This window comes from Thiohalocapsa sp. ML1 (assembly GCF_001469165.1).
GTDB lineage: Bacteria > Pseudomonadota > Gammaproteobacteria > Chromatiales > Chromatiaceae > Thiohalocapsa.
Window position 1 is genome coordinate 19,119 of the sequence record NZ_JABX01000022.1, and the last position, 13,250, is coordinate 32,368.

Here is a 13,250-nt window from a genome sequence, read left to right on the forward strand (position 1 = left end):
GACGAGCGATAGCGAAGCCCCCGGTCTGCGCGCCGCCGCTGGTGGACTGCGCTACGCTTGTCCACCCTACAAGGCTGCGACGCGCTCGGTGGCCGGAACGATGATCAAGGCGAGACCGTCGATGCGCCGGATTGAGTTGCGATGCGCGACCTTTCGATGGCCGGAAACACCATCAAGGTTGCTGCCTCAAGCCGCCGAGCGCCAGTCCAATTCCAAATGCACGCCGGCATACGGGAAATGCAACGTGCCGTTTTCGTCCTTGTCGATCAAGCCGATGGCCGCCAGCCGATCCGCGTCGGCATGTACCGCGCTCAGATCGCGCCCGACACGCTGCGCAAGTGCTTGTGGATCGGTTGGACCGGTGCCGCAGAGCGCCTTGAGGATGGCGAAGCGATTGCCGGTCAGCGTATCGAGCAAGGCTTCCTCCGAGTCGAATAGGTAGCGTTGCGGCTGCGGGCGGTCGGACTCGATGGCCGCGATGGCTTGGGCGAGGGCTTCCTCTTCGCTCGCAACCTCAATGATCAATGTGTCCATGCTCTAGCCTCCAACGGCCTATTTCGCGGTCGAAGTCGTTAAGGAGTTGCACAAGCGAGACAAAACGGAGCGGATGCTCGTCATCGCCAAGGTGCCTGTGGTCGCCCTTGCCCCGCTCGTTGTCGTACCGCAGCACGCATTCACCCTTGTAAACCAGCACCAAGCTGTATTTGAACGGGTGTTGGCTTCCGGGTAGCGGATGAGGCAACCGCCAAACCCGGACTTTGGCATAGTCCGGCGGCTCCCAGGTCGCACTCGAAGACGCAGCCTGCGCGGAGCCGGCGGCTGCCGAGTCCGAGGAACCGTCGGTGTCTGTGGAACCGCTGTCGTCCGCGTCGCCGGTCGCTGCCTCCTTCGTGACCTCCGCGTTGAACTCCCGGGTCACGTCGCCGTCCTCGAACTTCCGCGGCTCCCATGCGGCCGCCGACGTGGCGGCATCGTCTTCCTCAATGCGCCCCGGACTGCTTGTTGAATTCGCTCTTTACTTGCGCTTCATCAACCATTGCAACCTCCCGATGACCAGCGTGGCTCCGTCAATGATGCGACCTTACATCTTCGCGGTGACCGGCGGAAGCAGCGGAATCGTCAGCCCGGTCCTGCGGCTATCGGCCTGGCATTCCGCTTGGCAGTGTCGCGCTGCTGGGCTCAGTGCAGCACTGATTCCAACGTCTCGGCGGTGAGGATGCGCTCGGACCAGTCCAGCAGCCGCTCGGCATCGGCGCTCAGCACGCGCTCGCGGATGTCGGGGGTCGGCGGGCCGAACTTGCGCTCGATCTGGCGCAGCAGGACCGCAGCCTCGCCCTGCTGGAGCCCCTGCTGGAGGCCCTGCTCGCGGCCCTGTTGGCGGCCCTGCTCGATATAGCGGTCGATGAAGGTCTGCATGATCGGGTCTCCGGCGGAGGTCTGTTGCAGCAGCGCGCGGACGGTGGGCTCGTCCACCCGGCCGGTGCCTTGGACATAGTAGCGCAGCAGGGATTCCAGCACGGCCACGGCCGTGTCGCGGTCCTCAATCTGCTCGATCAACGCGATCAGCTCGCGCAGGCGCTCTATCGGCGCGTCGTCGAAGATCCAGCGCAGCGCGAGTTGGATCAGCCGCGTCAGTACCTTGCCCTTGATCTCGGCGTCGGTGCGGCTGGACAGGTCCGCGATGTCGTAGCGGAAGCTCGGCACGAAGGGCGCGAGCGCCGCCGGCAACGGCTGGACGATGGCATGGAAGTCCGCCGGTGCCTGCCAAGCACGCGCCCCGTGATAGACGACGGATAGACGACGATGGTGTAGACCGGCGGCAGATGGCGCGCCTCAGGATGCTGCTTGCGGAACTGCTCGCCCTCGGCGGTGACGTAGCGCAGCAGTTGCAGCGGGGTCCAGTGCTCGGGCCAGCTTTTGTGCTCGAACAGCAGGTAGACGTGCAGGGGCCCATCGCGGTGGCGAAGGCGGTAGACCAGGTCGGAATAGGCCGAGCGCAGGTCGCTGGACACGTAGGTGTCCTTGGCGATCTCCAGCGTCGAGAGGTCGATGTCCGCCAGCAGCGCCGGCGGCAATCGGCAGCGCAGGAAGTCGCAAGCGATCTCGCGCCGGCCGAAGCTCTCGCGGAAGAAGCTTTAGCGGAAGAAGGTATCGTGTGGGGTGCCGATGTCGTTCATGGCGCGAGCATAGCGCGATCGGGCAGGAAAGGCACATCCCGTGGCCGGCTGGCGACCGTTGGCTCGTGATCCGGAACGGCGAGCCGATCATGCGCTTGCATGGGCGAAGCCACCGCGGGGCGGCTGGTCAGCTTGATGCGCGACGCGCGCGTCCGGCCTTGCATGACCGGACGGCCGTTTGTCCATTGCGAGCTTGTGCCTCGCTGCCGCCGGCGCTGCTCGGCGGCGCGGAGGCCGCTATTTCACGAGGATCAGCTTGTCGTTGCGGGTCAGGAGCAGGGTATAGCGGGCCTCACCGTGCTCGATGACGATGCGTCGGTCGCCGCGCAGCAGCTCGTGGCTGCTCAGGCGGCGCGGTTCGAGCTCGGCGGGACGGGTCCGGGACGAAGTCGTGGCTGCGGCTTGTTGCATCTTCGTTGCTCCGTTGGGGTGGATGGCGAAATGGCTGGGGTCAGCTTGCATTCGTCGCTGCGGGGTGTCCCGACAGGACAGCAAAGGGTCGTGCCGCGCCGGCGGGCGCGGACGGCGAGATAAAGAGCCCGGCGAGCAGGAGTGAGCCGACGATGAGTGTTGTGCGGGTCATGGTTGCTCCGGATGCGTTGGGATGAGGCGCCGCGGCCAGCGGTTCGCGCCGGGCGGCTGTTGCTGGCGACGTGGGTTGCACCCGAACGCAGGCTCGCGCGGCTGAACAAGGCTTGAGAGTATCGCAAATGAGAGTGATTCGCAAACGCGGAAATGGACCTTTTCGGGGTGCCGAGCAGCGTTGCGGCCGAGCGGCCGACAGCGGCGTACGCCCGCGTGTGCCAGGGCTCTTCTAATGACGCAGCGCGCTGTCCCGAAGCACGGCGGTGATCGCCGCGCGCTCGCGGCGCGTGCCGGCTGTGCGCCCGGTGAGCTGCTCGATTTCAGTGCTAACATCAACCCGCTCGGCATGCCGCCGGCGGCCCGGCGGGCACTGATCGAGTCGGTGGATGCGCTGGCTGACTATCCCGACCCGGCCTGCACGGATCTCTGTGCCGCAATCGCTGCTGCGCTCGGCGTCTTGCCGGCGCAGGTGCTGCCGGGCAACGGCGCCGAGCAGCTCATCTGGTGGCTGCCGCGGATACTCGGTGCGCGCCGGGTGCTGGTGAGCCCGCCCTGCTATCTGGATTACGCCCGGGCGGCGTTGGTGTGGGGGCTTGCGGTGCTCCGCGTTCCGCTGCGCGCGGAGCAGGGTTTCGAGCTCGACGTTGAGCGCCTGACCGCGCTGGCGCGGACTGGGGATCTCGTCTGGATCGGCCAGCCAAACAACCCAACGGGGCGCATCATTGCCGCAGATGCGCTGCGGCGTGCCGCGGCGGCGCGCCCGGGCGTCTGGTGGGCAGTGGACGAGGCCTTCATCGACTTTGCCGACGGCGCCGCCTCGGCGGTGGGCTTCGGCCTCGACAACGTCGTCGTGGTGCGCTCGATGACGAAGTTCTTTGCGCTGCCGGGCCTGCGGCTCGGCTACGCTGTGTTGGCGCCGGGACTGGCGTCCGCCGCCCGCGGGCTGCTGCCGGATTGGTCCGTGAGCACGCCGGCGCAGCGCGTCGGCGTCGCGCTGCTGACGGACCCCGCGCGGCACGACTTCGCGGAGCGTACGCGCCGGCTGATCCGCACCGAGCGGGCTCTGCTCGCGGCCGGGCTCCGCGCCCTCGGCGCGAGCGTGCTCGACAGCGCCGCCAACTACCTCTTGCTCCGGCTGCCGGAGGCGGCCGCAGCGGGGCGCGAGGTCGCGGACAGGCTTCTTGTCCAGCATCGCATTGCGGTGCGGACCTACGGCACCGAGGCTGACCTTGACGAGCAGTTTCTGCGCGTTGCCGTGCGCGCGGCCGACGACAACCGCCGCCTGCTTGCGGCGCTTGGCGACGTGCTCGCGACCGGCGCGTCGCGCGAGGGCTTGTCGACGCGCGTCGGCGGCGCTTAAATCCCGCCCTGCAAGGCCGCTGCCGTGCGTGCCGACCGCTTGCCAGGAGCCGATCCGCAATGCCTGTCTACGAGTTCTACTGTCCCGATTGTCATGCCATTTACAATTTCTTCTCCCGTCGTGTCGACACCGACACACGCCCTGCGTGTCCCACCTGTCGGCGCGCGGCGCTTGAGCGCCGTGCCTCGCTGTTTGCGATCTCCAAGGGCCGCGGTGAACAGGGCGAGGACGCCGGCGGTGATCTGCCCGAGGGCATGGACGAGTCCGCGATGATGCAGGCCATGGCAACCATGGCCGGCGAGCTTGAGAACATGGACGAGGACGACCCGAGGCAGGCCGCGCGCGTGATGCGGCGGCTGTTCCAGACGGCGGGACTCAAGCCGGGGGACGCCATGGCCGATATGCTGGGCCGCATGGAGGCGGGCGAGGACCCGGACCAGCTAGAGGCCGAGTACGCGGACGTGCTCGACGCCGAGGACCCCTTCGCGGCGCTCGCGGGCGGCGGGGTGGCGAACCTGCGCGCATTGCGCCGGGAACTGCTGCCGCCGCGGCGCGACGACACCTGGTATCCGCTGCGCGGGGCGGAGCCCGAGCCTTGAGCGCTAACGGCCATGGCGACCAGCGCCACCCCGGAGGATGAAAGGCGCTGCTCGCCATGGCCGTTTCCCTCACCCCGGCTCTCTCCGAGAGGGAGAGGGCGATTTAGGAGCGCGCTGCGCGCGACTTTCATGGTAAACGGGGGGGCGGCAGCCGGTCAGCGGCAATATTCGTTGACGAAGGCCTCGTGCTCTCGCCGTTTGCGCTTCAGCCGCTCCCCGCGGGCGACCGTGTAGCCGGCGCGGAGTTCGTTCTCGATGCGCTCGATCTGCTGGCGCTGCTGCCAGCAGCGCGCGGCGTATCTGTCCTTGTCCGCGGTCTTCGGCCGCGGCTTCGCGGTCTTGCCCTTCGGCTCCGGTGCCGGCTTCGGCGGCACCCAGCCCGTGCTGTGGTCCTCGATGAGCAACTCCTCCGCGGCGTCGCGCCCGTGGCAGGGATGCCGGCGGAATTCGATGCTGCCGTCCGGGGCCGTGCAGCGGTAGACGCTGGATTGCGCCTGCGCGCGCCCCGCTGCAAGGGACAGGACGACGAGCGCCGCGCACAGGGCGGGCGCTCCAATGGATTCAATTAAGACTTGAGCACGCATTTTGCTTTATCTCCTTCTGGGGCGCCGTCGCGGACATGCCGGTCGCACTGCGCATCCACCGGGGTGGGTCCGGGATCGATGCGCAGCATCGCACTAGTGTGTACGTTGGCGCCGTCGTTGTAAACACCAAGTAACACCCGCGCGCGCCCGGATGCGGCATCATCCGCGGCCATGATCGACGCCGCGCCGAGTATCCCCAAGGCGTACCACCACGACGTGGTGACGCGACCGCCGGCAGCGGGGCAGTCAACGGAGAGCAGTAAACATGCAGAGTATCTACATCGCCGGTGCCGGCGCCGGCAGCGGCAAATCCGTCGTGGTCTTGGGGTTCATGGAGCTCCTGTCCGCCATCAACCAGCGGGTCGGGTTTTTCCGGCCCATCGTCAACCGCGATGTGCACGAGGACAATCTCACCACCCTGATCCGCAAGCGCTACGACCTGCCGTTCCCGGCCAAGCAGCTATACGGTTGCACCGCGGAGCAGGCGAGCGAGCTGGTGGCGGCCGGGCGCTACGATGAGCTGCTCAAGCGCATCCTCGACAAGTACATGCTGCTCGACGAGCAGTGCGACATCGTGCTGTGTGCTGGCACCGACTACGACGGGCTGGTGCCGTCGCTGGAGTTCGACTTCAACGCGGACCTCGCCAACAACTTCGGCTGCACCATCGTCGTCGTTGTCAAAGGCTTCAAGCGCAGCCCCGACGAGGCGCTGCACGCGGTGCACATGGCACACGAGTCCATGGTGAACCGGTGCGGCGACCTGCTGGCGACCATCGTCAACGGTGTTGACCCGGACTTCGTGGAGCTGGTGAAGCGCCGGGCGCGGGCCGTGCTGCCCGCGGATGAGACGCTCTACGTGCTGCCGGAGGCCGAGGCGCTCGCCAAGCCCACCATCGGTGAGATCAGCAAGATGCTGGGCGGCGATTGCCTGTGCGGCGAGGGGGACGCGCTGACGCAGGTCGTAACGACCTATAAGGTCGCGGCGATGGAAATTCCGGAGTTTCTGAACTACATCGAGGACGGCTGCCTGATCATCACGGCCGGCGACCGCAGCGACATCATCCTCGCCAGCTTGGCCGCGGACGTGTCGGATTCCTACCCCCGCGTCGCCGGGCTGCTGCTCACCGGCGGCCTGCGCCCGGCGCCGAACGTGCAGCGGCTCCTGAACGGTCTGCGGCGCAACAAGGTGTCGGTCCTGAGCGTGGCGGAGGACACCTTCCAGACCGCGCTCGCCGTCAGCCGCGTGGAGTCCACGATCTTGCCCGGCGATGATCGCAAGATCGCCGCTGCGCTCGGGCTCTTCGAGCACAACGTCGACATCAAGGAATTGCAGCAGCGCATCGCCGTACACCACAGCGAGCGTGTGACACCGCTCATGTTCGAGTACGAGCTGGTGCACCGCGCCAAGGCGGCGCGTAAGCATATCGTGCTGCCCGAAGGCACCGACGAGCGCATCCTGCGCGCTGCCGAGATCCTGACGCTGCGTAGCGTTGCGGACCTGACGCTGCTCGGCGACCCTGACAAGATCCGCCGACGCATCGGCGAGCTCGGCCTGCAACTGCCGGACATCCGCATCATCGATCCCACAACCTCGCCGAAGCGCGACGAGTACGCCGGCATCTACTATGAGCTCCGCAAGCACAAGGGCATCTCGGAGCAGATGGCCCAAGATGCGTTGGCCGATGTGAGCTATTTCGGCACCCTGATGGTGTACACGGGCGATGCGGACGGCATGGTCTCCGGTGCCGTCCACACCACGCAGCACACCATCCGCCCGTCCTTCGAGACGATCCGAACCAAGCCCGGCACGAAGCTCGTGTCCAGCGTCTTCTTCATGTGTCTGGCAGACCGGGTGCTGGTGTACGGCGACTGCGCCGTGAACCCGAATCCGGATGCCGAGCAGCTCGCGGACATCGCCGTCACGTCCGCCGAAACGGCGGCGGCCTTCGGCATCGAGCCGCGCGTGGCGATGCTGTCCTATTCCACCGGCGCATCCGGCAAGGGGGCGGACGTGGAGAAGGTCCGCGAGGCCGTGCGCATCGCCCGCAGCCGCAACCCGGAGCTCAAGCTCGACGGGCCGATCCAGTACGATGCCGCGGTGGACTTCAGTGTCGCGCGCTCGAAGCTGCCGGACAGCGAAGTGGCCGGCAAAGCGACCGTTTTCATCTTCCCGGACCTCAACACCGGCAACAACACCTACAAGGCCGTCCAGCGCAGCGCCGGGGCGGTGGCCATCGGGCCCGTGCTGCAGGGTCTCAACAAGCCGGTGAACGACCTGAGCCGTGGCTGCACGGTCACGGACATCGTCAACACGGTCACCATCACGGCGATTCAGGCCCAGAACGCGGCACAGGCCTGAGTGCGCCGCCACGCAGAGAGCGATTATGAAAGTACTGGTGCTGAACTCCGGCAGCTCGTCGATCAAGTTTCGGCTGTTCCAGGTCGGCGCGGGGGCCGACGACTGGCAGGTGGCCGCCACCGGCGCGGCGACGCGCATCGGCGAGCCGTCGGCGTCGCTGAAGCTCATCTGGACGAATGCCGACGGCGCCACCGAGACCCGAGAGCACGCGGCGGCCATCGGCTCGCACAACGACGGCATCGAGCGCATCGGTGCCGCGTTGCAGGAATCCGGCGCGTTGGGCGGGCTCGACGAGCTCACGGCCGTCGGCCACCGTGTGGTGCATGGCGGCGAGGCCTTTCATGCGCCGACGGTGGTGGATGACGACGTGATCGCTGCCATCCGGCAGATGATCCCGCTGGCGCCGCTGCACAATCCGGCCAATCTCGATGGCATCTTGGTCGCGCGGGAGCTCTTCCCCGGCGTGCCGCAGGTCGCCGTGTTCGACACGGCCTTTCACCAAACCATGCCGCGCACCGCCTATCGCTACGCGATCCCCGGCTATCTGTATCGCGAGCATCACGTGCGCCGCTACGGCTTTCACGGCACCTCGCACCACTATGTCGCAAAGCAGGCGGCGCAGATGCTCGGCAAGCCGCTGTCGCAATGCAACCTGATTACGCTGCATCTGGGCAATGGGGCCAGTGCGACGGCGATCCGCGACGGGGCGAGCGTCGATACCTCCATGGGCATGACGCCGCTCGAAGGGCTCGTCATGGGCACGCGCTGCGGCGACATCGACCCCGCGGTGCACTTCTACCTGTGCCGACATTTGGGCTTCGACAACGAGACCCTGGACGATCTGCTGAACCGCCAGAGCGGCCTCATGGGTCTGTGCGGCGTCAATGATATGCGCGAGGTGCACAGGCTCGCCGAAGAGGGTCACGAGGACGCCGAGCTGGCCATCGGGCTCAGTTGTCATCGGCTCAAGAAGTACATCGGTGCCTATGCCGCCGTGCTCGGCCGGGTGGACGCGGTCGTCTTTACCGGCGGCATCGGCGAGAACGACACCGAGATGCGCGAATGCGCCTGCGCTGGGCTCGAAGCCTTTGGCCTGGTGCTGGATTGCGAGGGAAATGCGCGGGTTATCGGGAGTGCCGGCACCGTGTCTGCGCCGCACAGCCAGGTTAAGGTGTTTGTCATTCCCACTGACGAAGAGCTGGAGATCGCGCGTCAGTCCCTAGACGCCGTGGGCTGATGCCGGGCCCTCGACGCCCGACGACGCGGGCCCGCCACTGATGGCGAAGCCTCAGACCGTCAAGGCCGAGGGCCAAGGAGATCTCCCTCGGCCCTCGGCCCTTCCCCCAAGGTATCCCTGTGAAACTTGACGCATCTGCACGCGTTTGGCACCGCTATGGGCTTTAGGCCAGATCCCGACGCTTGGGCGGCTCCGCTTTTCATCGCCGAGGCGTCTTTTGGTTTATCCTCTGCATCACAACATTTGCTTATGCCAAGACCAGGCGATTCTCCAGGAGACGGCTCATGACAAGAACGCGACTCTTCCTAATGGCTGCCATTGCGGCAGCGATCGGCGGCTGTGCGGTAACGCCGAGCACTGAAACGAAGTTGGTGCAGAACGGCTTCGAGCACATCCTGAACCAGCAATGGTCGGAGGCGGAAACCTCACTGTTGCAGGCGCTGGAATCCAACGCCGATGATCCCTACGCGCTGCTGAACCTCGGCGTGGTCTATCAGCAGACCGGCCGTAATGAAGAAGCGCGCGAGATGTACAACCGCGTGATCGAATCGGACACGACGCTACGCGCCGGGCGCTCGAACCTGCCCGACGAGCGTGGTCGCTTGTTGACCGAGCTGGCGCAGGACAATCTGGACCGAATGTCGAGGGACGGCGCTTATTGAGCTCAAGCGCAACCCGGCTGCGGTTCCACCGAGCTGCGGGTGGGCCGCGCGGGGGAGCGGGAGATGGCCGGGGGCGACTAGGTTGCTTGACGGCGCCAAATGGCTTGCAGATGAGTCAAGCTTCATGCAGTAGGGCCAAGGGTGAGAGGAGCGGTCCTCAGCCCTTGGCCCTTTGTTCAATACGCCAACGAGCGCGCTGCGTAACATGGCGCTCCTTGTTGGTCTGAGGCTCAGCCTTACTAGGATTCGCTGTGAAGGGGTCGCCGCCACGGTAACGCCCACTTCACGATAGAACTGGGCTCGACGGTATGCTTGGCCGTGGACTGCGACCGCCACTGCTTGCACGGTCGGGAGCGCCGACCGTGCGACAGTGACGACGTTCGGAACTACTACGGGCTGATTGGGCCGTCCGGTTGCGGCGGCGGCTGCGACGCGGGCACGGATGGGTCGTCGTCGTCGTCGGTGTTGGCTGCGACGACGGCGCCGACGACAACTGCGCCGGCGGCAACTGCGGCCGTCTCAGCCGCGGTCAGCCCCAGCAGACCGGCGCCGCCGCCGGCACCGAGCAGAAACGGGGCTGCGCTGCCCGGAGCTGCGGCCGCTGCGGCAAAGCTGCTCTGCGCCGAGCTTGCCTGGGCAACCGAGGTGGCCGAGCGCTCGATAAGGGCCGCTTCGCACCCGCCGCGTTCGCTGATGGTCAGCATCTCGTTCTCGGCGAGCTCTTTTTCGCAGCCGTCGCTGAAGGTCACGACGGCTTGGCCGTTTTCGAGCACGAAGAGTCGGTTGAGTGGTTCGAGCTCCATACCGGCCAAAGCCGGCACGATCTCGCTCTGTGTGGAGACGAGGGCAGAGCCGGCGACGGAAGCGATGACCGCGCGAGCCGGCGACGAACCCTCAGCCGCGGTGACAGCGGTGTGAGCACTGAGACCTGTCAGTAAAGCCCCTACAGCGAGCGCTGATGTCCTGATGGTAAACACGGAATTACCTCTGAGCGTGAGTCGGAGAAAACTTTCCGGCATTTGATCAGCAAAGCCAGGGGGAGTCAAAGGTCAACGGGGGCGGCCACGGTCCGTTCGTCGCCGAAACCGAGCGCCTTATTCGGAGACCGCTGGTTGCTGCGCAATCGCTGCGGAACTGTCACGTACAGTGTGCTCCTTGTTTGTCTAAAGCAAGCCTAAACGAGGGCTTCTTGCCGGGCGGGCAGGAGATCCTTGTGCGATTGTCGGGCAACAACGGTCACGCAAGCGGCAGTCTGCTCGGTGCCCTGTCGTGCCGCAGCGCCTCCACCCACAGTCGCGTCGCCTCTGCGGCCGAGCGCGTTGGCCCAGAGCGGCACGAGCACGTAGCGCTTGAGCCCGGGGCGGGTCAGGAGCCCGAGGCCGCGCAGCAGGAGCAGGCTCCGGCAATCGGAGTGGCTGACACGCTGGCGGGGTTTGGTCACGGCGAAAGGCCCCCAAAATAAAACTCAAGCGAAGCATGGCCCGAGAACGCCCAGGGCACGGAATGGCGTCTTGCGCAAGCTCGCACGTTGCCGCAAGTGAACCGAAGGGCCAAGGGCGGACGACGGCTTGCTCGGCCCGCGGCCCGCGGCCCTTCGTTCAGGTGTCGTGGTGAAACTGGCCGCATCCGAAAGCAGTTGCGGCCGGCAAACAAACATAAGAAGTTCGGTCGCAACCTTGTGCCCGCCTTCCGCAGGCAGAGGCATCACGAAACGGAGCCGCCGATGCAAGATCCACAGCAAGCGCTCGCGGCCCTGGCGGCTGGCCCTGACGATGCCATCGATCTGACCGCCGCCGCGCTGACCCTGAGCCGCGTCTTCCAGCCCGGCGTCGACCCCGCCGCGAGCCACGGCGAGCTCGCGCTCCTGAGCGCCGCGGCAGAGGCCCGGGTTCCCGCCACGGGCACGCTGCTGGAGCGCGTGGCGGCGCTGAACACGCTCCTGTTCGACGAGCTCGGCTTCGCCGGCGAGCACGAGGACTTCTACGACCCGCGCAACAGTTTCCTGGACCAGGTGCTGGTGCGCCGGCGCGGCATTCCCATCTCCTTATCGGTGCTCTACTGCGCGTTGGCGGGGCGGCTTGGGCTGCCGGCCTACGGCATCAGCTTTCCCGCGCATTTTCTCGTGCGGATCGGTCGCGGCGACGGCACCCTGGTGCTGGATGCTTACGCTGGCGGTATCGCGCTGTCGGAACAAGAGCTCGACCGGCGCCTCGCCGACGTCTACGGGGAAGGCGCGGTGACCATCCGGTCGCACCCCTCCCTGCTGCGTCCCGCCGGCAAGCGCGAGATCCTGGTGCGCATGCTGCGCAACCTGGCCGGCATCTACGCGGGGCGCAAGGATGACTTGCAGTTGCTCTCCGCCCTGACCGCGATGCTGAACCTGCTCCCAGACCTGCCGGACGCCCTGCACCAGCGCGGCCTGCTGTTCCACAAGCTCGGCCATGCCGCCGGGGCGCTGTCTGACCTGCGCCGCTTTGCCGAGGTGTCGGACGACGCCGAGCAGATCGCGGCCGTGAGCCCACTCATCGACGCCCTCACGAGCCGGCCCCAGCGATTGCATTGAGTCAGCGATTGAGGCAGCGGAGACCACGCCCGCGCCACAGGTTCGGTATAGTCCTGCCGTCACCCGAGGCAAGAGGCACCGCACCATGTTGCAGAGCTCGTCCCGCCTGCGCCGCTATGGGCTGCGCAGCATGCCTCTGTTGGCCAGCGCCGCGGCCCGCCGCTCGGCAACGGAGGCCATCCGCGCCTTGCCCGCTTATCGCGTCGCGCTGTGGCCGGACGGCTGGGTGATGGACGCCGATGGCGGCGTGCGTGTCGTGGACACCCATGCCATGGCCGAGGCGCGCCGCTGGTTCGACATGGCCGAGCGCACCTCGGCCGCTGCTGGGCGCCGCGGCCTGACCGCAGCCGAGCAGCGTCGCGCCATGCGGCTCCTGGGCGTCTATGTGCCGCCGGCGGTGGTGGCGCTGTCCGGGCGGCGCTTTGCCTCGGAGCAGGTCGCATCCGTTGCGCTGCAACTGATCGCCGGAGATTGGATCGGCGAGCGCCGCCGGGCGCTCTTAGCGCAGCCGGAGCGATCGCTCGCAGAGCGCGCCTGTGCCTGGCAGGGGTCCCGGCACCAGAGTCCCGCCACGGCCGATGCCGCCGACGCGCTGCTGCGGCAGGCGCTGGATGCCTGCATCGCGGAGGGGCTGGTGCCGCCGGCGCGCTATCGGCTCGTGTCCCGCTGCGAGGACGGCTTTGGGCTGCGCCGCTGGCGCTGCGCCGTGGAGGTCAACCTGGATCCCTACGCCCGGGCGCGGGCGCGCGAGGCACTGAATGCCGCGCTGATACCGTGGAACCGAGCCGTGAGCCGCGACGGCGTGCCGATGCCGCTGATTACGCTGGATGTCCGTGCAGGCCACGGGCATCGGATGGTCTAGGAAGCGATCAAAAACACCTGATACACACCCATCTCCGACACTCACTTTCCGCCAGCCATTCGTCGAAATCGAAATCGAAATCGAAGCTCAATCCTTAACAACACTTGGCTCAAGCCGCGTCGAAGTGCGAAACCCTAGCGAGGCAGAGCCTCAGACCGACCAGGGCACGGCGCGTCGTCTTGCGTAGCCCGCTCGTTGGCGCATTGAACCAAGGGCCAAGGGCCGAGGAGGGCTCCCTTGGCCCTCGGTCCTCGGCCCTGTT

The 13,250-nt window shown here is 66.9% G+C and carries 15 protein-coding genes and 1 pseudogene; 7 read left to right on the plus strand and 9 right to left on the minus strand.

Features of this window, described 5'->3' with window-relative positions:
* Window positions 1-186: 186 nt before the first annotated feature.
* The 6 genes and pseudogenes from ML01_RS14855 to ML01_RS31070 all read right to left on the minus strand — a co-directional run bounded on the left by ML01_RS14855 (window position 187) and on the right by ML01_RS31070 (window position 2,760).
* Complete coding sequence (locus ML01_RS14855; RefSeq protein ID WP_058556187.1) at window positions 187-534, minus strand: hypothetical protein; 348 nt, start codon at window positions 532-534, stop codon at window positions 187-189.
* The gene (locus ML01_RS30660; RefSeq protein WP_254045268.1) at window positions 515-919 is read right to left on the minus strand and encodes a DUF6516 family protein; all 405 of its coding nucleotides are present in this window, start codon (window positions 917-919) and stop codon (window positions 515-517) included. Before ML01_RS30660 ends, ML01_RS14855 begins: the two co-directional genes overlap by 20 nt.
* Before the next feature lie 260 nt (window positions 920-1,179).
* Window positions 1,180-1,728, minus strand: a complete 549-nt coding sequence (locus ML01_RS27425; RefSeq protein WP_082674310.1) for a DUF4351 domain-containing protein — start codon at window positions 1,726-1,728, stop codon at window positions 1,180-1,182.
* Window positions 1,632-2,120 (minus strand): annotated as a pseudogene (locus ML01_RS30665) (Rpn family recombination-promoting nuclease/putative transposase); the annotation flags it as partial. The gene ML01_RS27425 and the pseudogene ML01_RS30665, both read right to left, overlap by 97 nt.
* Before the next feature lie 294 nt (window positions 2,121-2,414).
* Window positions 2,415-2,588, minus strand: coding sequence for a hemin uptake protein HemP (gene hemP, locus ML01_RS27435; protein ID WP_173865182.1), 174 nt, complete (start codon window positions 2,586-2,588; stop codon window positions 2,415-2,417).
* Window positions 2,589-2,628: 40 nt separating this feature from the next.
* Entirely contained in the window at window positions 2,629-2,760 is a 132-nt protein-coding gene (locus ML01_RS31070; RefSeq protein ID WP_256363655.1) for a hypothetical protein, read from the minus strand.
* A 234-nt stretch (window positions 2,761-2,994) separates the two neighbouring features.
* On the opposite strand from ML01_RS31070, the gene cobD reads away from it, so the two are divergent.
* Together cobD and ML01_RS14875 are read left to right on the plus strand one after the other, a co-directional pair.
* Window positions 2,995-4,122 (plus strand): threonine-phosphate decarboxylase CobD, encoded by a 1,128-nt coding sequence (cobD, locus tag ML01_RS14870; RefSeq protein ID WP_058556189.1) that lies wholly within the window; start codon window positions 2,995-2,997, stop codon window positions 4,120-4,122.
* A gap of 59 nt (window positions 4,123-4,181) precedes the next feature.
* Window positions 4,182-4,721, plus strand: coding sequence for a zinc ribbon domain-containing protein (locus ML01_RS14875; RefSeq protein WP_058556190.1), 540 nt, complete (start codon window positions 4,182-4,184; stop codon window positions 4,719-4,721).
* Between the two features lie 155 nt (window positions 4,722-4,876).
* On the opposite strand, the gene ML01_RS14880 is transcribed toward ML01_RS14875, so the two are convergent.
* Window positions 4,877-5,305, minus strand: a complete 429-nt coding sequence (locus tag ML01_RS14880) for a hypothetical protein (RefSeq protein ID WP_058556191.1) — start codon at window positions 5,303-5,305, stop codon at window positions 4,877-4,879.
* Between the two features lie 265 nt (window positions 5,306-5,570).
* On the opposite strand from ML01_RS14880, the gene pta reads away from it, so the two are divergent.
* The 3 genes from pta (at window position 5,571) to ML01_RS14895 (ending at window position 9,563) form a co-directional block, all read left to right on the plus strand.
* Window positions 5,571-7,664, plus strand: coding sequence for a phosphate acetyltransferase (gene pta / locus ML01_RS14885; protein WP_058556192.1), 2,094 nt, complete (start codon window positions 5,571-5,573; stop codon window positions 7,662-7,664).
* A gap of 25 nt (window positions 7,665-7,689) precedes the next feature.
* Window positions 7,690-8,901, plus strand: a complete 1,212-nt coding sequence (locus tag ML01_RS14890; protein ID WP_058556193.1) for an acetate/propionate family kinase — start codon at window positions 7,690-7,692, stop codon at window positions 8,899-8,901.
* Window positions 8,902-9,209: 308 nt separating this feature from the next.
* Window positions 9,210-9,563: a tetratricopeptide repeat protein gene (locus tag ML01_RS14895; protein ID WP_058556194.1), complete on the plus strand. Its 354-nt coding sequence runs from the start codon at window positions 9,210-9,212 to the stop codon at window positions 9,561-9,563.
* Between the two features lie 389 nt (window positions 9,564-9,952).
* Here ML01_RS14895 and ML01_RS14900 read toward each other — a convergent pair whose 3' ends face one another.
* Window positions 9,953-10,540, minus strand: a complete 588-nt coding sequence (locus ML01_RS14900; protein WP_156427739.1) for a hypothetical protein — start codon at window positions 10,538-10,540, stop codon at window positions 9,953-9,955.
* 197 nt (window positions 10,541-10,737) lie between these two features.
* The gene (locus ML01_RS29650) at window positions 10,738-11,004 is read right to left on the minus strand and encodes a hypothetical protein (RefSeq protein WP_162268028.1); all 267 of its coding nucleotides are present in this window, start codon (window positions 11,002-11,004) and stop codon (window positions 10,738-10,740) included.
* A gap of 282 nt (window positions 11,005-11,286) precedes the next feature.
* Between ML01_RS29650 and ML01_RS14905 the strand changes: the two genes are divergently transcribed.
* Window positions 11,287-12,126 carry a SirB1 family protein gene (locus ML01_RS14905; protein ID WP_058556196.1) on the plus strand — a complete coding sequence of 280 codons (840 nt, stop codon included), beginning with the start codon at window positions 11,287-11,289 and terminating at the stop codon, window positions 12,124-12,126.
* An 85-nt stretch (window positions 12,127-12,211) separates the two neighbouring features.
* Complete coding sequence (locus tag ML01_RS14910) at window positions 12,212-12,988, plus strand: hypothetical protein (protein ID WP_058556197.1); 777 nt, start codon at window positions 12,212-12,214, stop codon at window positions 12,986-12,988.
* The last annotated feature ends 262 nt before the right edge of the window (window positions 12,989-13,250 follow it).